The sequence below is a fragment of the Tardiphaga sp. 862_B3_N4_1 genome (genome assembly GCF_051811085.1).
Taxonomy (GTDB): Bacteria; Pseudomonadota; Alphaproteobacteria; order Rhizobiales; family Xanthobacteraceae; genus Tardiphaga; species Tardiphaga robiniae.
In genome coordinates this window covers 3,428,634-3,452,092 of the sequence record NZ_JBPWQB010000001.1, presented here as the reverse complement: position 1 = coordinate 3,452,092, position 23,459 = coordinate 3,428,634, and the positions used below count along the sequence as shown (strand labels likewise).

26 protein-coding genes are annotated in these 23,459 nt (G+C 62.5%); 10 read left to right on the top strand and 16 right to left on the bottom strand.

All coding sequences use genetic code 11. The features are described from left to right. Positions 1-55 precede the first annotated feature (55 nt). Positions 56-721, top strand: a complete 666-nt coding sequence (locus tag AB8B02_RS16450; RefSeq protein ID WP_175366536.1) for a DsbA family oxidoreductase — start codon at positions 56-58, stop codon at positions 719-721. An 8-nt stretch (positions 722-729) separates the two neighbouring features. Here the strand turns inward: AB8B02_RS16450 and AB8B02_RS16445 are convergent, their stop codons facing one another. Next, positions 730-1,674, bottom strand: a complete 945-nt coding sequence (locus tag AB8B02_RS16445; RefSeq protein ID WP_439064464.1) for a JmjC domain-containing protein — start codon at positions 1,672-1,674, stop codon at positions 730-732. A gap of 18 nt (positions 1,675-1,692) precedes the next feature. Further along, a complete protein-coding gene (locus tag AB8B02_RS16440; protein ID WP_439064664.1) occupies positions 1,693-2,847 on the bottom strand; it encodes a GNAT family N-acetyltransferase in 1,155 nt (384 codons plus the stop codon). 371 nt (positions 2,848-3,218) lie between these two features. On the opposite strand from AB8B02_RS16440, the gene AB8B02_RS16435 reads away from it, so the two are divergent. Together AB8B02_RS16435 and AB8B02_RS16430 are read left to right on the top strand one after the other, a co-directional pair. After that, on the top strand, positions 3,219-3,458 hold the full coding sequence (locus AB8B02_RS16435; RefSeq protein WP_089265686.1) for a hypothetical protein: 240 nt from the start codon (positions 3,219-3,221) through the stop codon (positions 3,456-3,458). A gap of 174 nt (positions 3,459-3,632) precedes the next feature. Continuing rightward, positions 3,633-5,033 carry a caspase family protein gene (locus AB8B02_RS16430; RefSeq protein ID WP_439064463.1) on the top strand — a complete coding sequence of 467 codons (1,401 nt, stop codon included), beginning with the start codon at positions 3,633-3,635 and terminating at the stop codon, positions 5,031-5,033. Between the two features lie 7 nt (positions 5,034-5,040). On the opposite strand, the gene AB8B02_RS16425 is transcribed toward AB8B02_RS16430, so the two are convergent. Beyond that, entirely contained in the window at positions 5,041-5,280 is a 240-nt protein-coding gene (locus tag AB8B02_RS16425; protein ID WP_120291857.1) for a PilZ domain-containing protein, read from the bottom strand. 227 nt (positions 5,281-5,507) lie between these two features. On the opposite strand from AB8B02_RS16425, the gene AB8B02_RS16420 reads away from it, so the two are divergent. Both AB8B02_RS16420 and AB8B02_RS16415 read left to right on the top strand, forming a co-directional pair. After that, complete coding sequence (locus AB8B02_RS16420) at positions 5,508-5,801, top strand: HdeA/HdeB family chaperone (RefSeq protein WP_414716866.1); 294 nt, start codon at positions 5,508-5,510, stop codon at positions 5,799-5,801. Between the two features lie 146 nt (positions 5,802-5,947). After that, positions 5,948-6,229, top strand: coding sequence for a hypothetical protein (locus AB8B02_RS16415; RefSeq protein ID WP_120291323.1), 282 nt, complete (start codon positions 5,948-5,950; stop codon positions 6,227-6,229). An 89-nt stretch (positions 6,230-6,318) separates the two neighbouring features. On the opposite strand, the gene AB8B02_RS16410 is transcribed toward AB8B02_RS16415, so the two are convergent. Beyond that, on the bottom strand, positions 6,319-6,528 hold the full coding sequence (locus AB8B02_RS16410; RefSeq protein ID WP_068735723.1) for a DUF6894 family protein: 210 nt from the start codon (positions 6,526-6,528) through the stop codon (positions 6,319-6,321). A gap of 295 nt (positions 6,529-6,823) precedes the next feature. Between AB8B02_RS16410 and AB8B02_RS16405 the strand changes: the two genes are divergently transcribed. After that, positions 6,824-7,141, top strand: a complete 318-nt coding sequence (locus AB8B02_RS16405) for a hypothetical protein (protein ID WP_439064462.1) — start codon at positions 6,824-6,826, stop codon at positions 7,139-7,141. 103 nt (positions 7,142-7,244) lie between these two features. Beyond that, the gene (locus AB8B02_RS16400) at positions 7,245-7,682 is read left to right on the top strand and encodes an acyl-CoA thioesterase (RefSeq protein WP_309948116.1); all 438 of its coding nucleotides are present in this window, start codon (positions 7,245-7,247) and stop codon (positions 7,680-7,682) included. A 40-nt stretch (positions 7,683-7,722) separates the two neighbouring features. Here AB8B02_RS16400 and AB8B02_RS16395 read toward each other — a convergent pair whose 3' ends face one another. The 5 genes from AB8B02_RS16395 to AB8B02_RS16375 form a co-directional block, all read right to left on the bottom strand. Beyond that, on the bottom strand, positions 7,723-7,950 hold the full coding sequence (locus AB8B02_RS16395; protein ID WP_068735728.1) for a hypothetical protein: 228 nt from the start codon (positions 7,948-7,950) through the stop codon (positions 7,723-7,725). Positions 7,951-8,114: 164 nt separating this feature from the next. Then, the gene (locus AB8B02_RS16390; RefSeq protein ID WP_439064461.1) at positions 8,115-8,414 is read right to left on the bottom strand and encodes a hypothetical protein; all 300 of its coding nucleotides are present in this window, start codon (positions 8,412-8,414) and stop codon (positions 8,115-8,117) included. 73 nt (positions 8,415-8,487) lie between these two features. Next, entirely contained in the window at positions 8,488-8,901 is a 414-nt protein-coding gene (locus AB8B02_RS16385; RefSeq protein ID WP_439064460.1) for a hypothetical protein, read from the bottom strand. A gap of 139 nt (positions 8,902-9,040) precedes the next feature. Continuing rightward, a complete protein-coding gene (locus AB8B02_RS16380; RefSeq protein WP_309948111.1) occupies positions 9,041-9,232 on the bottom strand; it encodes a hypothetical protein in 192 nt (63 codons plus the stop codon). A 262-nt stretch (positions 9,233-9,494) separates the two neighbouring features. Continuing rightward, positions 9,495-9,902, bottom strand: a complete 408-nt coding sequence (locus AB8B02_RS16375; RefSeq protein ID WP_309948110.1) for a nuclear transport factor 2 family protein — start codon at positions 9,900-9,902, stop codon at positions 9,495-9,497. Between the two features lie 205 nt (positions 9,903-10,107). On the opposite strand from AB8B02_RS16375, the gene recA reads away from it, so the two are divergent. Beyond that, on the top strand, positions 10,108-11,211 hold the full coding sequence (gene recA / locus AB8B02_RS16370) for a recombinase RecA (protein WP_439064459.1): 1,104 nt from the start codon (positions 10,108-10,110) through the stop codon (positions 11,209-11,211). 184 nt (positions 11,212-11,395) lie between these two features. Here recA and AB8B02_RS16365 read toward each other — a convergent pair whose 3' ends face one another. The 5 genes from AB8B02_RS16365 to AB8B02_RS16345 all read right to left on the bottom strand — a co-directional run bounded on the left by AB8B02_RS16365 (position 11,396) and on the right by AB8B02_RS16345 (position 17,138). Next, on the bottom strand, positions 11,396-12,409 hold the full coding sequence (locus AB8B02_RS16365) for an ABC transporter ATP-binding protein (RefSeq protein ID WP_439064458.1): 1,014 nt from the start codon (positions 12,407-12,409) through the stop codon (positions 11,396-11,398). Continuing rightward, complete coding sequence (locus AB8B02_RS16360; protein ID WP_439064457.1) at positions 12,406-13,395, bottom strand: ABC transporter ATP-binding protein; 990 nt, start codon at positions 13,393-13,395, stop codon at positions 12,406-12,408. The genes AB8B02_RS16365 and AB8B02_RS16360 overlap by 4 nt, the downstream gene beginning before the upstream one ends. Before the next feature lie 25 nt (positions 13,396-13,420). Continuing rightward, on the bottom strand, positions 13,421-14,359 hold the full coding sequence (locus AB8B02_RS16355) for an ABC transporter permease (protein ID WP_439064456.1): 939 nt from the start codon (positions 14,357-14,359) through the stop codon (positions 13,421-13,423). Between the two features lie 9 nt (positions 14,360-14,368). Next, positions 14,369-15,349, bottom strand: a complete 981-nt coding sequence (locus AB8B02_RS16350; protein ID WP_439064455.1) for an ABC transporter permease — start codon at positions 15,347-15,349, stop codon at positions 14,369-14,371. A 181-nt stretch (positions 15,350-15,530) separates the two neighbouring features. After that, positions 15,531-17,138 (bottom strand): ABC transporter substrate-binding protein, encoded by a 1,608-nt coding sequence (locus tag AB8B02_RS16345; RefSeq protein ID WP_439064454.1) that lies wholly within the window; start codon positions 17,136-17,138, stop codon positions 15,531-15,533. 253 nt (positions 17,139-17,391) lie between these two features. Here AB8B02_RS16345 and AB8B02_RS16340 point away from each other — a divergent pair, with 253 nt between their 5' ends. Together AB8B02_RS16340 and AB8B02_RS16335 are read left to right on the top strand one after the other, a co-directional pair. Further along, entirely contained in the window at positions 17,392-18,645 is a 1,254-nt protein-coding gene (locus tag AB8B02_RS16340) for an NAD(P)/FAD-dependent oxidoreductase (RefSeq protein ID WP_439064453.1), read from the top strand. Between the two features lie 116 nt (positions 18,646-18,761). Next, positions 18,762-19,013, top strand: a complete 252-nt coding sequence (locus AB8B02_RS16335) for a DUF6489 family protein (protein WP_068735746.1) — start codon at positions 18,762-18,764, stop codon at positions 19,011-19,013. Between the two features lie 6 nt (positions 19,014-19,019). Here the strand turns inward: AB8B02_RS16335 and AB8B02_RS16330 are convergent, their stop codons facing one another. After that, positions 19,020-19,997, bottom strand: coding sequence for an alpha/beta fold hydrolase (locus tag AB8B02_RS16330; protein WP_439064663.1), 978 nt, complete (start codon positions 19,995-19,997; stop codon positions 19,020-19,022). 166 nt (positions 19,998-20,163) lie between these two features. Continuing rightward, entirely contained in the window at positions 20,164-23,394 is a 3,231-nt protein-coding gene (locus tag AB8B02_RS16325) for a bifunctional cytochrome P450/NADPH--P450 reductase (protein WP_439064452.1), read from the bottom strand. Positions 23,395-23,459: the final 65 nt, after the last annotated feature.

The following is a 23,459-nucleotide window of genomic DNA, read 5'->3' as shown; positions in this document are numbered from 1 at the left end:
TCCGCGATGTCCACGACGCCTATTTGTGGGCGGAACAAATACAGGGAGCCCGCCCATGAGCACCATCAAGCCGCTTCAGATCGATATCGTCTCCGACGTCGTGTGCCCGTGGTGCTATATCGGCAAGCGCCGCATCGAGAATGCGCTGGCGTTGGTCCCCGACGTGCCGGTGCATGTCAATTGGCGGCCGTTCTTCCTTAATCCGTGGATCCCGCGCGAGGGCATCGATCGCTCGACCTATCTGGAGACCAAATTCGGTTCGGTCGAAGCCTACAAAGGCATTGCCGGCCGTGTCGTCGATGCGGCCGAGCAGGAGGGCCTGACCTACCGGCCGGACAGCGTGAAGCGCCAGCCGAACACCATCGATTGCCACCGGCTGATCCATTGGGCCGAAGCCTCCGGCAAGTCGGCCGAGGTCAAGCAGCGTCTGATGGAATTGTATTTCCGCGATGGCGGCGATCTCACGCAAAGCGAGACGCTGGTGCAGGCCGCAGCCGATGTCGGGCTCGATGCGGACGATATCCGCAAGCGCCTCGCCACCGACGAGGATGTCGAACTGATTTCCGGCAACGCCAAGGAAGCCGCGGACAAAGGCATCTCCGGCGTGCCGACTTTCGTGTTCGCCGGCAAATATGCCGTCTCTGGCGCGCAGGATGCGGAGAAGCTCGCGCGCGCGATCCGTCAGGTATCGGCGGAAGTGAACGCCGAGGCGGCGGAGTAGGGCGCGCCTTACGCGCCCTTCAAATAATAATTCGCCTTCTTGCCGAGCGCGATGCGGCGCAGCAGTTTGCGCATGGCCAGTGAGCTACGCAGCGGTTTGATCGCCGTGGTCACCGGCCGGTAGAAGGCGAGCTTCAACGTGTCCAGCATCGGCTGCTGTCCCGGCGGCTTCTGCGGGAAGCCAATGCCGCGCAGCATCGAGTTGAAGAAGTGCAGGTCGTTGACGCGGCGCACTTCCTTGGTCTTCCAGGTGATCGCCATCGAGATCGAGAACGAGCCGGCGGTGCGCACCCAGTGTGGCCACTGATAGGGCACGTAGCAGCCATCGCCATCGAACATGTGAAACTCGACGGCGCGCGGTGCGAAACTGTCGTCGAATTTGAGATTGCGATGCTTGGTCATCGAGCGTTCGATCTCGTCGTCGGAAACGATGGCGCGGTCGCTGTTGTCATAGATCGTGAAAAACTTCTCGCCATGGATCTGGACGAAGAAATTATCCTCGCTGTCGAGATGGAACGGCGTGGTCGAATTCGGCGACGACACGAACAGGAAGCCTTCGAGCTGTTCGAAACCGGCATCGAGCAGGCTGTTGAAGCCGCGGGCGCGCGCCACCGACAGCAACGTGTCTTCGAGCAGTTGGCGATACTCCGGCGAGTTCTCGATCCGCTTCAGCACCATCCACGCACCAGCGGTCTCGATGCGCTTGACCACTTCGACCGGGTCGAGATCCACCGACGGGATCGCGTCGGGGTCCTGGCTGATCGCGACCTTTCCCGAATTGTATTCGATGAGATCGCGCGGCAGTTCGGATGCGAGTTGCGCGATACGCTGCAGCGTCAGCAGCGGATGTCCGGCGAGCTTGTGCTTGATGGCGAACGGCTTCAGCGGAAAATCATTCTTGAGCGATTGATTGGCGGCCGAGATCACCGGCGCGACGTCAGTTGCAGCGTTCATGGTTGAACCCCTGGATATCTATCGGAGGCGGTTGCGGATGGAGCGGACGACGTGCCGCAGCGGCTCGCGGATCGAGCGACGCAAGGTGAGCGCGCCGTGGATCAGCGATACCAGCGGATCGTGCTTGCGCAGCGGAATCAGCACGTCGCCGATGGCAAGGCGGCCGCGCCAGATCGGGTCGATCATCGGGTGACCGGCATTGGCCGTGGAGTCGGCGCTTGCAATCACGGGATCGGCGCAGAGATGCCGCGTCACGTCGAGCGTGAGTTGCACGCCGGGGGACAGTTTGGCGAAGCGCTCGTCGACGCCGAGCTTGAAGTAGAAGGCACGATCGAGATGCCTGAGCAGCACGCCGGAAGCGACCGGTGTGTCGCCGGCGCGCAGCGTGACGATCTCGCATTGGCCGTGTTCGGCGAGCGCCTTGGTGGCGCTGCGGATGAAGGCATTGTCGCCGGCATCCTGCATCAGGGCGGTGCCGCGTTTGCCCTTCCATCCGCTTGCTTCCAGCGTCAGGAAGGTGTCGATGGTCGCCGCGATTTCGGCCGGCGTACGCGCGACATGGAAAGTCACGCCGCCATGTTCGGCGAGACGATTGCGCTGGCGACGCAGTTCTTTCAGCTTCTTCGCGCCGAGCGCATCGCGCAGCAGGTCATCGACATCGCGCGTGGCATCAAGGTAGGCGCGGGCGTGGGATTGCAGGATGCGCGGCACAAGATCCTGCATGGCGAGCGACTTGCGGATCGCCTGCATTGCGGCGCAATCGAGCGAGACGTTCTCGAGGATCAGTGCATGCGCGCCGGCCTTGCGGGCCTGTTCCAGCAGGCCCGTGACAGCATCAGGCGCCATGTCGCGATCGAGCAGCGGCGTGGAGAGCGTGCCATAGGGATCGGCGCTGACCAGTGCCGGGAGTGGAATGCGATAGGCGCGCCGGGCGGTGATTACTGGCAGCAGCCCGATCAAGCGGGGTGTTCCGGCTTCGCTCATCCAGGCGCTGAGCGCGGCGACATCGGTGCGGCCGCGCGCGGATGCATTTACGGCCAGTTCCCAATCGGCGAGATAATAGCCGTTCGGCTCGACGGCCTGCTGCGCGAGCGCGCGCCATGGCTCGGGCGCGATTGCTGCGAGCGGCGCAAGCGCATCGGGCGCAGACGCTGGGCGGTTCGCCGCGGTCATCCCGGCGCCCGTTGCTCTGCTGCCATGCATGCCGGCTGGGTTTGCAATGTCGACCACGTCCCCGATCCCCGTCGCAAGGAAGGCGGCGCAGGCCGCTTCTCCATTGCTGTCTGCGGAGACTAGGAGAAACATTCCAAGATCCGGTTTTTCCGGACGCGAAATTTGACGGGAATGTGCAACCGATCGTTCACCAAACGGTCGCTGAAAAGCCTGTGTTTTCAGTGGATATGGGCCGGCCGGGGTGACGGGTGCCGGAGTATTCGCGCGTTTCCGCGGACGGGCGGACCTGCGGTCGATGGTCGCGGCCTCGCCATGTTGGGGCTGGAAAATGGCCTCTACGTCAGGCTATCAAGGCGCCGGAGGGACCCATGATGAGAGCATTGGTATTGGCGATCGCGGCAGTGGCGCTTCTGGCTGCGCCGGCGAACGCACAGGTGGGCGGCGGCAAACGCGGCGGCAGCGATCATGCGCCCGCGCCCGAAAAGCCGAAGATCGACGAGAAGGCCTACAAGGCCGCCTTGGAACGCGTTCCGACTCCCAAGGAAAAATACGATCCGTGGGGCGGCGTCGCGCCAGCTCCCGCGCCCGCAACGGCAGCGAAGAAAAAGTAATCGTCGGGCAGCACATGTCGCACGCGGTTCCCATGAACCGCGTTTGCGTTGACAGCGACCAATTTGGGCAGCGGCAGGCCGTCGCATTGTTGGCGTGCGGCCATCCTGATTTCAGTTGAATCAGGCGGGGAATTATCCGTCGCGCGAGCCGGCCCAGGCCGGGGAGACTGTTCGATGGTTCGTCCTGTCATTCGCAGCGCGATCGTTGCAGCCACGGTAATGCTCGGCTCAACAGCCGCTTTGGCCGAGAGTCGCCTGGCGCTGGTGATCGGGCAGTCCTCCTATCGGTCCATCGCGCCGCTCCCCAATCCGGTCAATGACGCCAAGGCCATGGCGCAGATGCTCGGCGATGCCGGCTTCGAGGTGCAGTCGGCCACGGATCTGTCGCAGACCGATCTGCGCGCCAGGATCGCCGGCTTCGCCGCCAATGTGTCCGCCAAGGGGCCCGACACGGTGGCACTGGTGTTCTACGCCGGCCACGGTCTGCAGATCGATGGCGAGAATTATCTGGTGCCGGTCGATATCGATCCGAAGCGCGAAGCCGATATTCCACTGCAGGCGGTGCGCCTCAACGACATTCTGAACACACTGACATCCGTGCCGAGCAAGAGCCGCATCATCCTGCTCGATGCCTGCCGCAACAACCCGTTTCCGGCCATCAGCAAGACGACCGGCCGCGGGCTTGCCCAGGTCGACGTGAAATTCGGTACGCCCGGCACGCTGTTATCATTCTCGACGTCGCCGGGCGCCGAAGCCGAAGACGGCAAAGACGGCAATAGCCCCTATACGACGGCACTGCTGAAGGCCGGCCGCGAGCCGGGCCTGCCGATCGAGGATGCGTTCAAGCGCGTGCGGCTGTCGGTCAATCAGGCCACCGAAGGGCGGCAAACGCCGTGGGAGAGCTCGTCGCTGGTCAATGATTTTCGCTTCTTTGGCACTGATGCAGGCACCAAGCCGGCCGTGACGAAGAAGACCGTCGATCAATGGCGCAAGGAGCTGCAGGGCAAGCCGGTGCAGGACGCCAACAATCTGATCGTGTCGGACGGTTCGGTGGAAGCCTATGAGGCCTTTGTCGGCCTCTATGCCGAGCCGCCGCTCGGCCCGCAGGCGAAAGAATGGCTCGATCGTCATTACAAGATGGTGGCGTGGAATAACGCCGTCATCACCAACACCGCGCCGTCCTATCGCGACTTCCTGGCGAAATATCCCGACAGCGATCTGACATCGACCGCGCAGAAGCTCGAGGAGCGCACGCGCAACAAGCCGGTGCCGGATACGGCGGCGAACGCACCGACCAATGTCGCATTGGCCGGACCGGGCCCGACATGCCCGTGCGGCACGCCGCCCGCAGCAGCGCCTGCATCGAAGAAAGCGGAGAAAACCACCGAGCCCACGAAGAAGCGCGCCGACAAGCCATCGCCACCACCGCGGCGCGGCCGCGAGATCGTGGAGGAAGAGGTCATCATCCGCCGTGCGCCGCCGGTCTATTACGAGCCGCTACCGCGCGTCTATTACGGCGGTGGAGGCTATGGCGGTTACGGAGGCGGCAACTATGGCGGCCGCGGGCGCTACTAACGGGCGTCTACTCGAACGCCACGCCAAGCTGGCGGTCGTTATTCCAGACCGGACGGCAGCGGCGGATGAAGTGATCCGCCTCGATCACCAGCATGAAATTCGAGGGCAAGCCGAGCGGGCTTGCGATATCGACACGCGCCCCGGAGGCCGAGAGGTTGCGGACGGTGCAATCGATCCCGCCGCCGCCAAAGGCCAGCGTGCCGCGCTTCAGAACCCGGTGTCGTGGAGCCGCTCGTTTCTCGATCATGGTCGTGGTCCGCATCGTCTGCATGCGCCATGCCTAGCACCGCGATCTTGCCGGCCGATAAAGCCGATTGCAGAGATTCTGACCCGCCTGTTCATCCTTCGTGAAGTTCTGGAGGATCAGAAGATTTCATAAAAATATCAAATCAAGGAAATGGGCTCCATGATACCGTCTGGCCGTTGGACGCTCAGCCAGCCATCGGCCGGCGTCATTTTTCGGGGAAGGGGACCATGATGAAATTCGCCTGCGCGTTTCTGACTGCCGCTGCCATGTTCTCTGCCGCGCCGGCCCAGGCCGTCGTGCTCGATCTGTCCACCATGTCCTGCAAGCAATTCGTCGAATCCGGTCCCGACGAGATCAAGATGGTGCTGACCTGGATGGATGGCTGGTACAAGGGCGACTCGGACGATGCGATCATCGACACCGAGGTGTTCGTCGAGAACGCCAAGAAATTCGGTACCTATTGCGCGGCGCACCCGACCATCAGCATCGTGACGGCCGCGGAGAAAGTGCTGGGCGACTAGGCTCCAGTCCGGGCCAGCGCCCGGGTTTCCCGGTTTCCGAAGGTTTCAACCTGCGTGAGGCACGACGGGGTGCCTTGCGTCAGGCGCTTGGCGTGCCCGAATGGCCAGTGGTATAACGCCTCCGAAATTCACGGAGCTTTGGTGCCATGAAACGATCCAGCAAACTATTCAGCGTCGTCGCAGTGCTCGCGCTTTTGACCGGCCCGGCCGCCGCGCAGATGATGAACCTGATGCCGGAGGTGAAGTCCAAGTCGGCGGAGGAGAAGGAGCAGGACGCGATCACCGAGAAGGCGTATCGCGAGTCGCTGCGCAAGATTCCCGACACCAAGGCCGCGGCCGATCCATGGGGCAATGTGCGCAGCGATGCGCCGAAGGCGGCTGCACCCGCGAAACAGCCGCGCACCAAGACCGGCAGCGCTGCGAATTGATCAGGTGATGACCGTGGCATCGGCGGCCCGTGCCGCCGGCGCGCAAATGGACTGAAGCCCGCGCGCGGCCACTGACATATGCGCCTGTGTCAGTTGCTCCAGGACAGCGGCACTTCGAACAATCCGCCGCTGTCTTCGTTCTCGACGACGATCGCGCCCTTCACGACGCCGATACTGCGCACCATCTCCGATGCAAGCTGACGTGCGTGCAGCATCGCTTCCTGATCGTCCTTGAAGCTCGTCCCTTCATCGTCGAGGAACGTGTTTTCGGCGATAATATGAAAGAAAAATCGAGGCACGGGAAACGACCACATCTGGCGCGCGTGTAAATGGCTTGCAGCACCTGAGGTTGCTGTAAGACAATGATACCGCTAAACCAACTTGTTCCGTGCGTCGATAGAAATGTGCAAAATTTGCGGCAAATAAACGGTTTTTTTTGGCAGGCAGTTCTCGTGCAGGGATCCGCTTTCGGAACCGTGATGCATCTCTGGGTCGTCATCGAAGGCGGCCATGGTATCGGGCGCCATAGATCGTTGCGGTATGATTAGGTGAGATGCAGGCGTCATCCGGCCGCAGTTTCACATAGGGGCCATCATGTTGTCGGCCGATATCGTCTTTGCGTGTGCTCTGGTCGTGATGATCGGGTGCAACCTCTATGGCGAGCCGCGGATTGCAGGTGAGCGCGTTGCGATGCAGTGGGGCTTCGACGGCAAGCCGACATGGGATGCGCCGAAGCGGATTGCACTGTGGGGCATGGTCGTCTTCATGCTGACGGTGCGCCTGATCATCTGGACGGCGACGACCTTCGCACCGGAGAAGGTTCACGGCGCCAATCTCGGACTCATGCTGGCGTCGGTGATCATCGCAGCGTCGCACATTTTCATTGTGCTGAAGGCCATCAAGCGGAGCTGAGTTGCGGCATGTCGTCTCCCTGCGGCGGCTGGCTTCGCCGCGCAAGAGAGGCTAGGGGAGCATCAGGGCGGAGAACGAAGCCGCCGTCATAGGCGAGGGGCATATGTCACGCGACCGGTTCTGGTTCTTCCACCCGTTTCGGGTGCGCTATTCCGAGATCGACGGCCAGGGCGTCGTGTTCAACGCGCACTATCTCACTTACTTCGACACGACCATCACCGAATATTTTCGTGCGCTCGGCTATGACCAGTTTGCCGATGCCAAGGCGAGCGGCGTCGACTTTCACGTCGTCAAATCGGTGATCGAATACAAGGCGCCGATCCTGTTCGATCAGGAGCTGGATGTCGCTGCGCGGGTGGCGCGGATCGGCAATTCCAGTCTGGTGTTCGAGCTCGGCATCTTCGCGCGCGCAGCCGACGATCTGTTTGCGACGGGTGAGATCGTCTGGGTCAATACCGATCAGAAGACCCATCGCCCGGTACCGATCGCGCAGCCGATCCGCGATTTGATCGCCACGCGCGAAACGCATCTCGCGGGATAAGGCACAGGTGACGTGGGCCGGTGCGCGGCGCCGGGCGACTCTAGGCTGGCTCGTCCAGATCGTAGAAATGGGCGAGGCCCCGGCAGATCTCCATCAACCGGTCGCGAAAGGGGGTCTGCGCCGGATCCGAGTAGCTGACGATGACGCGCCAGCTGTCATCCAGCGAATAGATGATCACGCTCATGTTCTTGGGCCATGGCCCAGCGATTGCGGCGGCTTCTCGAATGATCTTCTGAAGTTCGGCGGCGGTTTTCTTTGGCTTGGGCATCCACGCTCCCTGGCTAGAAGCGTTCTAAAGTGGTGGCAGGGAACTGTCCAGAGTGTGCCGGGCTCGCAGTTTGTGTGATCCGACTTGCCTGTCTTGGGGTGACCCGGGCGTCCGGCCGGTTCAGCCGTTGCACTGACCAAAAGAGGCCGCGCCCCGAGGCGGCCTTACCTTGGCAACGTCCCCAGATCGCCCGATGAAGGCCTGCCCAAGGCAACGAATGCTGCGACCGCCAGAAGGCAGATAGGCACAATCAGACCGAGCAGGTATCCGGCAAGACCGTGCCGAATGTAGATGCCCCAATAGTTCACGAGGCCGGGGTAACTGGGGTCGGTGTTCGTATAGAAGACGACAAATTTTGCGGCGTTGGATATGTGCCCATGTGACCACACGAGAAATGTAAATGCCAGCACGGTTGCGATCACGCAGAGTGCTGTTACCACGACCATGCGCTGATTTCTGTTCATCGGATTTTACTCGCTGGCTTCACCCCCTGTTGTGCAGGAAAGCTGCACGAAGGTTCAAAGAAGGGGACTCGCCTCATGCACCGCTATGGGGGGCTTCGCTGCGCTTCACGAACCAGCCTGGGATCTGCAGCGTGATCCATGATCCGAGCACCGTGAGGATCGCCATGCCCGCGAGCGAGATATAGAGCAGAGGATGTTGCGAGGACGCGAGCGACCCGTTCAGGTGCAGGTGCGGACGCATCATGTCCATGACCATGCTGACCAGGCTCGCCGCCACGAAGCCGCCGATGACCGAAGCGACAATGCTCGCGATCCATCCAAGCGGGCCGTGCTTCTTTGTCCAGGCCTCGTGAATTCCCACCGCCAGCATGGCGATAAACATGATCAGCATGATGGTCATCGGGCCACCCACGCTCGACCTCGGCATCGCGCCGCTGAGTTCGACGAGCAACAGGGCAGCGGCGGAGAGCAGTGCGATCGTCTTCACGGCGTGTGACCTTCCCATGTCGGATTGAACGCATGAGCGATGCGGACATCCTGTTGTGCGGGAAACGCGCAGGAAGGTTCAAAAGTGGCTCGATGAGTCCCAATCGGGCCGCTGCCGTTGTCGAACCAGGCCATTGAGGCTAGCGAAGGATTTGCAGGACCATTTGAGGGGAAGCCGCAGCAAGCGTGCCGAAACAGAATCCAACGAAGCCAAGGGCGATGGCACCAATCCACCCTTGATGCTCCCACCCGTACAGAGCGCCGATTGTCATACCCAATGTAACCGCAGAGATTGCCCAGATGAAGTGAATGATGGTCGTGAGTTTCTTCATCAATCCGGCACTCGAAGCAAAAGGGGCAACTTCAGGTGATGACTACCTGACCAGATTCCGCCCGCTCGGGATGCAGCGAAACGTCTGCTTCGTCGCGGATGTCCGACTCGGTGAGCGAATTGGCCCAGCGCCAGACCATGCCGTCAGGCTACGCGACATACGCGCAGCCTGTAGGCAAATCACGGGCCTTTGGGAATCGATTACTCCGAAGCCTGCACTTTTCAAGAAGTCGTAGCGGGTTAAGAAAGAGGCCGCCCTTTTCTTATGCTCGACGGACGGTCCAGCGCTCTTGTGGCTCATCGGCCCATGTGGTGCCCAAGGCCAGCAGCGTGATCCATGTTTCGGCAAGTTTGCCGTCCTCGATCCGATAGCTCTGCATCCCCGCCCGGCTGCGCTGCTCACCACTCGCCGGATCGGGCCAGACGAACGCAAATCGAAACCACGCGCGGTCATCCGTGAAGGAATGGTCGTAGACTACGACGCGCGTCCCGGGCCGCTCTTTGTGCACCGTCATTAATTCAGTCGCGTAGGCGTCCTGAGTGACGGTTCGGTCACCTTTTTCGTCATGCCGGATGTAATGCGATCCCACGCAGTTCGGAATTAAATCGTACTGGCACTCGTGCCAAACCTTCTCCCAACGGTCGAATAGATCGCCCACCGTATCGGACATCGAACACTCCAAGAATCAAAGTAGGCCAGCGCCGTTCTCAAAGTAGGCCACTGCGGTCGGAAACAGGCCAGTACCGAAATTCCCAAAAGAACATATTGCGAACATAGAACAGATAGGGTACATTGTTTTCAACCCGAACAGCGCCGCCATCCTTTGGCGCTTGCCGTTTGTCCTGTCGCGAATCCCTTCATAAGGAGCTAGATCAATGGCTACCACTCCGACTGCCCTGCGTATCGTTGAAGGATCCTCCATGGACAAGACCAAGGCCCTGTCGGCCGCGCTCTCCCAGATCGAGCGCCAGTTCGGCAAGGGCTCGGTGATGAAGCTCGGCAAGAACGACCGGTCGATGGATATCGAGGTGATTTCGTCGGGCTCGCTCGGCCTCGATATCGCGCTCGGCGTCGGCGGGCTGCCCAAGGGCCGCGTGATCGAGATCTACGGACCGGAATCCTCGGGCAAGACGACTTTGGCGCTGCATTGCGCCGCGGAAGCCCAGAAGAAGGGCGGCATCTGCGCCTTCATCGACGCCGAACACGCGCTCGACCCGGTCTATGCCCGCAAGCTGGGGGTCAATGTCGATGAACTCCTGATCTCGCAGCCGGATCACGGCGAACAGGCGCTGGAAATCGCCGACACGCTGGTGCGCTCCGGCGCGGTGGACGTGCTGATCATCGACTCCGTGGCAGCGCTGGTGCCGCGCGCCGAACTCGAAGGCGAAATGGGCGACGCGCTGCCCGGCCTGCAGGCTCGTCTGATGAGCCAGGCGCTGCGCAAGCTGACCGCCTCGATCAACAAATCCAATACGATGGTGATCTTCATCAACCAGATCCGCATGAAGATCGGTGTAATGTATGGCTCGCCGGAAACCACCACCGGCGGTAATGCGCTGAAATTCTACGCCTCGGTCCGTCTCGACATCCGCCGCATCGGCGCGATCAAGGAGCGCGACGAGGTCGTTGGTAACTCGACCCGCGTCAAGGTCGTGAAGAACAAGCTGGCACCGCCCTTCAAGCAGGTCGAATTCGACATCATGTATGGCGAAGGCGTCTCCAAGATGGGCGAGATCCTCGATCTCGGCGTAAAAGCGGGAATCGTCGAGAAGTCCGGCGCCTGGTTCTCCTATGACAGCCAGCGCCTCGGCCAGGGGCGCGAGAATTCCAAGACCTTCCTGAAAGCCAATCCGGACATGACCGCCAAGATCGAAGCCTCGATCCGGCAGAATTCCGGCCTGATCGCCGAGCAGATTCTCGCCGGTCCCATCGAGCGCGACGAAGATGGCGGTGACGGCGAGGAGCCGGCAGAAGATTGATCGGATCGGGTCCGGAGACGCACTGACGTTCATGCGCAGTGATCTTGCCGGGCCGGTCCTGCAGCCGACATTGTCGGCTGAATGATTTCGCGGTGGGTGCTGTGGGGGTCTGTTGCCGATTCCCTGCGGTGCCTGCCGCGTTGTCGTTTCAGGGCGCTCTGATTTTGGTGCGCGCTGATCGCAATTATCGCCGCGCGGCGGGGACAGCCTCTATCGGTGGTGCGATCAGTTTGTTCACCGCATGACAGGCGACGCCGTCGACCAGATCCGGCACGACTTTGCGACAGAGATCGAACACTTCCGGGCAGCGCGGATGAAACGTGCAGCCGGAGGGCGGATCGATCGGGTTCGGAATCTCGCCGGAGACCGCGATGCGTGCGCGGCCTGACATGGCCAGATCCGGCACGGCGCCGAGCAACATGCGCGTATAGGGCATGCGCGGCGCGCGGAACAGTTCGCGCCCTTCCGCAATCTCCACGATTCGGCCGAGATACATCACGCCGATCCGGTCAGCCATGTGCCTGACCACAGCAAGATTGTGGCTGATGAACAGATAGGTCAGGCCGAATTTGTCCTGCAGCTCGCGCATCAGGTTGAGAATCTGCGCCTGCACCGAGACATCCAGCGCCGAGGTCGGCTCATCGCAGACGATGAATTCGGCCTCCGATGCGAGTGCGCGGGCAATGGCGATGCGCTGGCGCTGGCCCCCGGAGAACTGATGCGGATATTTCTGTCCGTCATCGGGATGCAGGCCCACCAGCGTCAGCAATTCGCCGACCCGCGCGCGAATGTCGCGCTCGCCCTGAATGAGATCGAAGGCGCGGATTGGTTCGGCGATGATGGCATCGACGCGCAGCCGCGGATTGAGGCTGGCATAGGGATCCTGGAAGATCATCTGGATCCGTTTGCGCAGCAGTTTTCGCGCGCCGGCCTGTGCGGGATCGCTCATCGAGACGCCGTCGATGATCACGTCGCCGGATGTCGGCGGCAGCAGTCCGACCACCATCCGCGCCACCGTGCTCTTGCCCGAGCCGGATTCGCCGACCAGCGCAAAGGTCTCGCCGCGCCTGATCTCGAACGAGACGCCGTCGACGGCTTTCAGAAACTCCATCGGGCTGCGCTCGATCATCCGGTTGAGCCAGGGCTTCGAGACATCGAAGGCGCGTTTGAGATTGCGTGCCTGCACCAGCGCCGTCATGCCGCGCTCTCCGCATGGGCATGATCGTAGAGATGACAAGCGACCTGCTGGGCGCCGACAGGGATCGGCTCCGGCCGCTCGATACGACAGCGGTCGAACGCAAAACTGCAGCGCGGATTGAACGCGCAGCCCTGCGGAATCGCCGACAGCCGCGGCATTGAGCCTGGAATCTGGACCAGCCGCTGCGAGGCATCGCCGGTCAGTGTCGGGATCGCGCCCATCAATCCCTTGGCATAGGGATGCAGCGGGTTCTGCACCACGTCGCGCACCGGGCCGATCTCGGCGATGCGCCCGGAATACATCACGGCGACGCGGTCGGATGTCTCCGCGATCACACCCATATCGTGGGTGACCAGCATCACCGCCGTGCCGTGGTCGCGGCCGAGCCGCTTGATCAGCGCGATGATCTGCGCCTGCACGGAGACATCGAGCGCGGTGGTCGGCTCGTCGGCGATGATCAGTTCGGGTTCGGCCGCGATCGCCAGCGCAATCACCACGCGCTGCCGCATACCGCCGGAGAATTCATGCGGATAGGCATCGACGCGCTTGTCAGGGGCGGGAATGCCGACCTCGGCGAGCAGATCCACTGCGCGCTTGCGCGCCTGCGTCTCGTTCATGTTGAGATGGGTGCGGATTGTCTCCACCAGCTGGTCGCCGATCCGATACAGCGGATTGAGACTGGTCAGCGGATCCTGAAAGATCATGGCGATGCGCTTGCCGCGAATCCGGCGCATCGCCTCCGCCGGCAGATTGTCGATGCGCAATCCGGACAGCAGAATCTCGCCGCCGGTTATGCGCCCGGGCGGATCGATCAGGCCGATAGCGGCGAGTCCTGTCACCGATTTGCCGGCGCCGGATTCGCCAACCACGCCCAGCACCTCGCCCTTGGCGATGTCGAAGGACACGCCGTCGATGGCGCGCAGCGCGCCGCGCCGGCTGGCGAATTCGACGCGCAGATTGCGCACGGAGAGGACGGGCACGCTCATAGCGGGCACTGTGTGATGTGAGGCATCATTGCAGCTTCGGGTTCAGCGCATCGCGCAGCCAGTCGCCGAGCAGATTGATCGACAGGATCAGCGAGGCCAGTGCGAGCCCGGGAAAGGCGATGACCCACCACTCGCCGGAGAACAGATAGTTGTTGCCGATGCGGATCAGCGTGCCCAGCGATGGCATCGTGTCCGGCATGCCGGAGCCCAGAAACGACAGCGTCGCCTCGGTGATGATGGCCAGCGCCAGATTGATGGTGGCGATCACCAGGATCGGCCCCATAGTGTTCGGCAGCACATGGCGGATCATGATCACCCGGGCGGGCAGGCCGATCAGCCGCGCTGCGGCGACATAGTCCTTGTTCTTCTCCACCATCACCGAGCCGCGCACGGTGCGGGCATATTGCACCCAGAAACTGAGCCCGATGGCCACCACCAGCACGATCAGCGTGGTCGAGGCATCGAGATGATTGCCGAGCGCCGACTTCACCACGCCGTCGATCAAGAGCGCGATCAGGATGGCTGGAAAGGTGAGCTGCACATCGGCGATGCGCATGATCAGGCTGTCCACGGCGCCGCCGACATAGCCAGCGATCAGGCCGAGCCCGATGCCGAGCACCGCCGCAAAACTGACGCCGAGCACACCGACCACCAGCGAGATCCGCATGCCGTAGAGGATCGCCGAATAGATGTCGCGGCCCTGTTCGTCGGTGCCGAGCAGAAACGGCCTCTGGCCTTCCGCCGTCCAGAGCGGCGCGATGCGCGAGTTGATCAGTTCGAGCTGCGCCGGATCGAACGGATTCTGCACCACCAGCAAAGGCGCAAACAGCGCCATCATCAGCAGCACGAACACGACCGCAGCCGCGACCATTGTGAGCTTGGAGCGGCGGAACGAATAGAAGATGTCGCTGTCGATGGCGCGGGCGAGGAGGGAGGGTGTGCGGGGGATGGGCGCGTCGGTCATGTCACTCCCTCACGCCGGCCGGTTGATCGTCGCGCGCAGACGCGGATCGACGATGGTGTAGAGGATGTCCACAATCAGGTTGATGGTGACGAAGATCAGCGACACCACCAGGAGATAGGCCGCCATGATCGGGATATCGACATTCTGCACGGCCTGCACGAACAGCAGCCCCATGCCCGGCCACTGGAACACGGTCTCGGTGATGATGGCGAAGGCGATGACCGAGCCGAATTGCAGCCCGGCCACGGTGATGACCGGCACCAGCGTGTTCTTGAGCGCATGACCGAAATGGATCGCCCGCGTGGTGAGCCCGCGGGCGCGGGCGAAGCGGATATAGTCGGTGCGCAACACTTCCAGCATCTCGGCGCGGACGAGACGCATGATCAGCGTCATCTGGAACAGGCCGAGCGTGACCGATGGCATGATCAGCGCCTTCAGGCCGGAGATCGTCAGCAGGCCGGTGGTCCACCAGCCGAATTTCACGACATCGCCGCGCCCGAAGGAGGGCAGCCAGCCGAGTGTCACCGCGAAGAGATAGATCAAGAGAATGCCGATCAGGAAGGTCGGCAGCGAGATGCCGATCAGCGACACCGCCTGCAGCACCTTGGCGAAGAACGAATCCTTCCGCAGCGCCGAATAGATGCCCATCAGGATGCCGAACACCATGGCGATCACGGTGGCGCAGGTGGCGAGCTCCAGCGTCGCCGGCATGCGCTCCTTCAGTAGCGCCGAGACCGGCTGACGAAACTGGTAGGAGACGCCGAACTTGAACTGCACGGCATTGATGAAGTAGCGCGCGAATTGCACCGGAACGGCGTCGTCGAGGCCAAGCGACGCGCGCACCTCAGCGCGCTGCGCCGGCGTGGTGTCGATGGCCACCATCTGGTTCACCGGATCGCCGGCAAAGCGGAACATGGTGAAGGCGATGATGCCGACGGCGATCATCACACCAATGGACTGCAATGCGCGGCGCAGGATGAAAGCGAGCATGGGCTATTTCGCTTTCTGTTATTGAAGCATCTGGGACCTCATGGTGAGGAGGCGCTTCTTCAGCGCCGTCTCGAACCATGAGATAATGCAGGCCACCATCCTTCGAGACGCGGCGAAGGCGCCGCTCCTCAGGATGAGGACTGAGATCGGGGCGACCTGGCCTTCCACGCGGATGCCAAACCTATTCCGACTTCACCGCCCAGTATGGCAGCACCTGGTTGTCCGGGCGCTGCACGATCTTCACCTTCTTGGAGACGCCCCAGGCCAGCGCCTGTTGATGCAGCGGGATATAGGCCCAGTCCTTGGCGGCAATCTCATAGGCCTGTTTGATGAGCTGGTCGCGCTTCGCAGTGTCGGTCTCCTGCAGCACCTGATCGGTGAGGGCGTCGAACTGCTTGTTGCAATAGCCGCCGAGATTGGTGGCGCCGCGCGGGCTCGCAGGATCGTCGCGGCAGCCCATGATGTCATGCATCACATTGTGCGAATCCTGCGTGCCCGGTGTCCAGCCGAGCAGATAGAATGAGGTGTTGAAGCCGCCGGTCTTGAACACCTTGGCAAAATACAGCGCCTTCGGCTGCGCGTTCAGGATCACCTTCACCCCGATGCGCGCGAGCATGCCGACAACCGCCTGGCAGATCGCGGCGTCGTTGACATAGCGATCGTTCGGGCAATCCATGCCGACTTCGAAGCCGTCGGGATAGCCGGCATCGGCCAGCAGTTTCTTGGCGCCGTCGGCGTCGTATTTCGGCCGCGTGAAGTCGCCGGAGAGCTTGAACAGCGGCGGCGCGATCATCAAAGCGGATGGTGTCGACAGACCGCGCATGACGCGGCTCTTGATCAGCTCAATGTCGATGGCCTTGTAGAAGGCTTCGCGGACGCGGATGTCCTTGAACGGGTTCTTGCCCTTGATGTTGGAGAACAACAGCTCGTCGCGGATCTGGTCCATGCCGAGGAAGATAGTGCGCAGCTCCGGCCCGGCCATCACCGCGGCGTTGGCTGATCCATTGACGCGCGCGATGTCCTGCACCGGCACCGGCTCGATGATATCGACTTCACCGGACAGCAGCGCCGCGACGCGGGTGGCATCGGAGGCGATCGGCGTGAAGATGATCTCCTTGAGATTATGCTCGGGCTTGCCCCACCAGTTCGGGTTGACCTTGAAGACTGTCTTCACGCCCGGCTGATGGCTTTCGATGGTGAAGGGCCCCGTGCCATTCGCATTCAACGACGCGAAGCTTGGCGAGGTCGCCGCGGCGGGTGTCGGCGCGTTCGCATTGTTCGCCTCCGCCCATTTCTTGTCCATGATGTACCAGACGTCCCATTGCGACGTCAGGATGGGATTGGGCTTGGTCAGCACGAAATCGACGGTGTAGTCGTCGATCTTGAGCACCTTGGCATCGGCCGGAATGACGGTGGTGAAGTCGGAGCCCTTGGCGCGCACGCGGTCGGCGGAGAACACGACATCATCGGCGGTGAAGGGGTCGCCATTGTGGAATTTGACACCCTTGCGCAGATGGAAGCGCCAGCGTGTCGGCTCCGGTGTTTCCCAGCTCTCGGCGAGTGCGGGGATGATCTGCAGATCCTTGCCGCGCCCGACAAGGCCTTCATAGACCTGGCCGTGATGAGCGATCGTCGTGGTCTCGCGCAGCGTATAGGGATCGAGCGATTTCAGGTCGCCCTGATTGGCATAGCGCAGCGTTTGTGCGGAGGCGGGCAGTATGGGGGCAGAAAGTGTGGCGAAGGCGATCAGCGATGCAGCGGCGGCAATGAACGTCTGGCGGATCGACATACTGAGCTTCTCCATTGCATAACCGCGATTGCATCACCACGCGGCCGCCCGACAGTTGAGCGAGTGTCACATTGTTGGCGGAGATTGCACGCCACGCAAGCGGCATTTGGCAGGCATGCGCTGCACAATGAAGTGGCTGGCGCAATCCTTGCTAGGATTGGGTATAAGCAATTCTACGCATTGTGTGCGTGTATCATTCGGTCACGACACAGCGCTAACAGGACCGCCAGAACGGCAAGATTTCGGAGCAGGAATGGCGGAACTCAAGGCTGATGTGCTTGTGCTCGGCGCAGGTATGGTCGGTGTGTCGGCGGCGCTGCATCTGCAGGCGCGCGGCCGCAATGTGGTGCTGGTCGACCGGCATGAGAAGGCCGGCGAGGAAACCAGCTATGGCAATGCCGGGCTGATCCAGTGCTGTTCGGTTTTCCCCTATATGCTGCCGCGCGACCTCACAAAGCTCTTTAAATATGCGCTGAACCGCGCGCCCGAGGTGCACTATCATCTCAACGCGCTGCCCGGGATGCTGCCATGGATCGTCAGATATTTCCTGAACTCGTCGCCTGAGGGAGCGCTCCGCAGTGCGATGGCGGCGCTGCCGCTGATCCAGCGCAGCCTGACCGAGCACGAGGCGCTGATCGCGGAGGCCGGCGTGCCGGAGCTGCTGCGCCGGATGGGATGGATCAACGCATTTCGCTCCGAGGCTACGCTGGCGAAAGGCATTGCGGATCTCGAACGCCATCGCGCCTATGGCGTGCCGGGCGACGTTCTGGACGCCGCCGCCATTGCGGAGCAGGAGCCGAACCTGTCCACCGATTTCGCCGGCGCCATTCACTGGACGTCGCCGGGCTTCGTGCCCGATCCCGGCGGCCTCGCGAAAGCCTATGCCGCACTGTTCATCCGCAAGGGCGGTCGCTTCATTGCCGCCGACGCGCGGACGCTGGAACAGAGCGACGGCAAATGGCGCGTGGCTGGGCCGAACGGGGCGCTGGTCGCGCGCGATGTGGTGGTCGCGCTCGGGCCATGGTCGGATCAGGTGTTTCGGCCGCTCGGCTACAATATCCCGCTCAAGAGCAAGCGTGGCTATCACATCCATCTGGCGCCATCTGGCAATGCGGTGCTGCGCCATCCGGTTCTCGATGCCGATCGCGGCTATCTGCTGGCGCCGATGAATCGCGGCATCCGGCTGACCACCGGCGCCGAGTTCGCGCTTCGCGATGCGCCGCCGACGCCGGCGCAGATCGAGCGGGCGCTGCCGATCGCACGGCAGACCTTCCCGCTCGGCAATCCCGTCGAGGCGAAGCCCTGGATGGGCGCGCGGCCATGCCTGCCGGACATGCTGCCGGTGATCAGTAAGGCGCCGCGCCACAAGGGCCTGTGGTTCGATTTCGGCCACCAGCATCATGGCTTCACGCTGGGGCCGGTGACCGGCCGTCTAATTGCGGACATGGTGACGGGCGTCACGCCCTTCACCGATCCCAAGGCCTTCGCGGCCGAGCGTTTCGGCTGACATCTCGCAACTGCAATGTAGATGTCACATCGCTTGCATCGGGCAGGCGTCAGCGGCGATACTGCCGCTGCGCCGCCATGTTCGCGTGAGCGGCCGGTTTGCCTCAGGAGCTGATAATGAAAGTGATCGTCACCGTGGACTGTACGCCGCTTGAGGCGCGCGAATTCCTGGGGCTGCCTGATGTGCAGCCGATGCAGTCGGCGATGATGGATCAGATGCAGAAAAAGATGATGGACAACATCGACAAGTTCTCGCCGGAGTCCATCATGCAGAGCTGGTTCTCGTTCGATCCGAAGATGGGCGAGCGCTTCCAGGAGATGTTCGCCAACATGGCCGGCCTCGGTGTGAAGCCGAAGGACAAGAAGTAGGCGTGCTCAGCCCGCGCGGCGCGCGTTGGCCTGCAGCGGCTGCTGCAGCTTTGCCCCGTGCGCATGCCGGGAGATGGCGTCGATCACCAGGGACCACATCGAGATCGGCAGGGCATGGCCCATCCGGTCGACCATCATCAGCTTGGCGCCGGGAATCGACGCGGCCGTGTCGCGGCCGGCGGCCGGATGCACCAGGGGATCGATCTTGCCGTGGATCACCAGCGTCGGCGCGGTGACCGTGGCGAGTCTTTCTTTACGGCTGCCCGAAGCCAAAATCGCGCGGAGTTGCCGACCGACGCCGGCCGGGCTCAAGCCGCGGGCATAGGTCCGCTCGGCGCGGTCGAGATCCCTGGCTTCGTCATCCGGGAAGCTGCCGACCCGCAGGAACAGCCAAGTCTGCTTGAAGCGTTCGAGGAACGCTTCGTAACCGGTCGGCTGTGGCTTCAGCAGCAGCAGTGACACCGCGCGGCCCGGCTGCGGCAGGCGCGGATTGCCGGTCGTCGACATGATCGAGGTCAGCGAGCGCAGGCGCTCCGGATAGGCGATCGCCATTTCCTGCGCGATCATGCCGCCCATCGATGCGCCAACCACATGCGCGGAGCGGATGCGCAACACATCGAGCAGGGCCACCACATCGGTCGCCATGTCGCTCAGCTTGTAGGGGGCGGAGACGGGCGTACCGAGAAAGCGCAGCTTGGCCAGCTCGAACAGAGTGAACGGCTTGCCGCCGGCCATCTTGGAGGACAGGCCGATGTCGCGGTTGTCGAAGCGGATCACGCGAAAGCCATTGCTGGCCAATTCGCGGCAGAAGTCGTCGTCCCAGTGAATCATCTGGGCGCCGAGGCCCATGATCATCACCATCGGTTCCGCGTCCGAATAGCCGAAGATGTCGAAACATATATCGATGCCGTTCGCGCGCGCCAGCTGTGGCGGCTCGTACGGGACATCAATCGGTTCGGGGGATCGGGCGGAACGTGGGCTCATGTCAAACATATGACACGGAAAGCCCCTGCGAAAAAGTGACAACCGCGTCATGCGCAAAACAAATCGTCGCAGCGATTAATGAGAGATTGCGCGTATGGCAATTGTGACAGCGCGCGCGGGCTTTTGTGACAGCGATTGTGACAATGGAACTGGTATCAGCCTCTCGCTAGCTCCCGGCCCAGACGTCGAGCACGTAGCGATTGCGTGTGCCGAGATCGTCGATCCAGGTCAGCGCCGCAGCGTCATCGCCGCCGCTGCGTTCGCGCTGGATCGCCATCAGCGCCGCTTTCACGTCCGGCTCCATCTTGCCGCCGTCGCCGCAGACATAAGTAATGGCGCCTTGCTCAATCAGATCCCAGACGCGGTTCTTCTGCTGGGTGATGAGGTGCTGCACATAGGTCTTCGGTGCATCACCGCGCGAGAAGGCGGTGTGTAGTTCACAGATACCATCGGCGGCGAAACCCTTCAGCTCCTCGGCATAGAGAAAGTCCTGATCGGGATGGCGGCAGCCGAAGAACAGCAGCGCGGGGCCGAGCACGGCGCCTTGCGCTTTCAATGCCGCGCGCTCCTGCAGGAAGCCGCGGAACGGCGCGAGGCCCGTACCCGGTCCGATCATGATCAGCGGCACGAGGGGATCGGCGGGCAGGCGGAAGCCGGCCTTGGTCTCGCGCACGATCGCATGCACGGTATCGCCGGCGCGGCGGCCGCTGAGATAGTTGGAGCAGACGCCTCGATAGATACCGCGGCCGGAATGCGCGGGGCCTTGAACGACGGCTGTGGTGACGCTGCAGCGCGATGTCTCGCCTTGCGGTGACGACGAGATCGAGTAATAGCGCGGCGCCAGCAGCGACAGCATTTCCAGATAGGTGTGGAACGGCAATTCGCAGGCCGGATGTTCTTCGAGGAGGTCGAACACCGATTTGCGTTTGGCGAGGATGTCACTGCGATAGCGCTCGCTTGCCGCGGGATCGTCGCCGACATAACCGAGCAGTTTCGGCTTGGTCATCGGGCATCGGGTGTTCTCTGCCATGATCTGGATCTGCTTGCGGGTGGCGACCTGTTGCAGCTCGACGAACTCAGTCAGCAATCGGCCGACAGAGACCACGTCGCCGACCGGCAGTTGCGCGCGACGGCCCGTCGCGACCTGCAGCCGGATCTGGTCGTCCGGCAGGAAGCCGAAACGGCGCGCGACGGCGTCGACCAAAGCGGGATCGTTGCGCGGCACCACGCTGAGGTGGTCGCCGACCCGGTAGCTCGTTCCCGCGGGCAATTCGATCTCGATATGACGTGTCGAGCGATCCGACGCGCCGTTCTGTAATTCCCTGTTGCCCAGCACCTTCATCGGGACCACGCCGCCGAGGGCGACGACGGTGTTCACCGCGCTCGGCGCGACAGGTTCGATCTGATAGAGCGGCGCGTCGTCGGCACTGCGCTCGAAGCCGGTGTCGAGGCCGAATTCCTTCACCGCGAGCGGACGCAGTTTCGCAAACCAGTCCTCGAACTGGCCGTCGAGATCGTCGCGCGCATCGCCTTCGCCGCGGACATAGGCGTTGGTCGCGCCATGTTCGCGCAGCTTGTCGTCGATATATCTAGGGATTGATTGATAGGTCGCGAGCCAGTCGCTGTTGCCGCAGCCGAACACGGCATAGCGCACCTTGGCAAAGGCGCCCTTGGGCAGGTCGGTGCCGAGCCAGTTGACGAATTGCGTCGCATTGTCCGGTGCCGCGCCGTTGTAGGACGCGCAGAAGATCAGCACGCCGCCCTCGGTCGGCAGCTTGCCGACGAAATCGTCGAGCGGCGCCAGCTTGGTGGTGAAGCCGTTGACTTCGGCGAGATCGGCGACGCGTGTCGCCAGTTCCTCGGCGGTGCCAAGATTGGAGCCATAGAGCACCAGCAGCGGCGTGTTGTGGCTCGGCCGCGCACGGCCGGTGGCGACAGGCGCGAGCGGCGCGGCCGCAGCGGCTGCGCTCGTGCGTCCGGCATAGGCGCCGCGCTCATGATCGTGGCGCGGGCGCACCTTGATCTTGAAACCGTCGGGTTTGATGGTCAGCGTTTCCTTCAGCACCATCTGGTAGCGTTTGTGGTCGGTCATCTTGAAGCGCTGCAGGATCATGCCGAGCGCCAGCGCGGCTTCGTGCATGGCGAAGCCGCGGCCGATACAGGCGCGCTGGCCATTGCCGAACGGTTTCCAGGCGTTGATCGGCCGTGCGGCTTCGGCTTCCTTCGAAAAATTCTCGGGATCGAAGGCATCCGGATTCGGTCCCCACACCGAGGGATCGCGATGCAGCGCCAGCACCAGGATGGTGACGAAGGTGCCCTTGCGGAGCTTGTACTTGCCGCCGCCGATGGTCTCGTCCTGCACCGGTGCGATGCCATAGGCCGGTGCCGGCGGCCACAGCCGCAGCGACTCCTTCAGGATCTGCGTGATGTAATGAAGTTGCGTGACCTGCTGATAGGTCGGCTTGGCATTCACATCGGGGCCGAAGACGCGGTCGACTTCCTCATAGGCCTTCTTCAGCACCTCCGGATGTTTCAGCATCGCGTAGATCGCACATGACAGCAGGCCCGACGTGGTCTCGTGGCCGGCGATCAGGAAGGTGTTGATCTGGTAGCGGATATTGACGTCGTCGAGTTGTTCGCCGGTGGCGCGGTCGACGCCGGTCATCATGGCGCCGAGCATGTCCTTCTTGGCCTCGGTCGCCTCGGCATTCTTGCGGCGCTCGGCGATGATCTCGTCGACCATGGAATTCATGAAGGCGACGTCGCCGGCGAGATCGCGGCGGCGCTTCTGCATCCACAGACTTTCCAGCGGCAGGCCGCGGGTCATCATGATGGTTTCGAGCGAGCGCACCAGCGATTCCACGAAGGGGTGGTAGTCGCTTCGGTAGAACGAGTTGAAGCGATAGTCGAAACCGCAAAGGCCAATCGTGTCCAGCGTCAGCGCCGTCATGTCATGGACGACATCGATTTCCTCATCGGTGTTGAGGCGCTCCCATTTCTTCACCAGCTGCTCGGCGATATCCACCATGCTCGGGTGATAGGACTGCATCGCGCGGTTGCCGAACGGCTGCAGCAGGATGTTGTGGGCCTTGGTCCAGTTCGGCTCCTTGGTATCCGCCGTAAACAGTCCGTCGCCGCCGACGGCACGCACCCGGCGCAGCGCGCCGCGCACAGCCTTGTCGAAGCGCTTCTCGTCGCTGAGCTCGTCCACGAGATCGTGGCCGCCGACGATCACGATGGGCGATCCCATCATGTCCAGCCAGAAGATCGGCCCGAGTTCCTTGCTCAGCCGCGCCAGATCCTGCACCGGCGCATTGGCGTCCAGCGACAGCATGTTGCCCACCACCGGCTTCTTCGGCGGATGCGGGATCGGGGCGAGTTTGTTGGTGGAGGACATTCTTAAGCGTTTCCTGTTGCGTAGGATGGGTAGAGCGTCTTCGCGAAACCCATCAAAATCCTGCA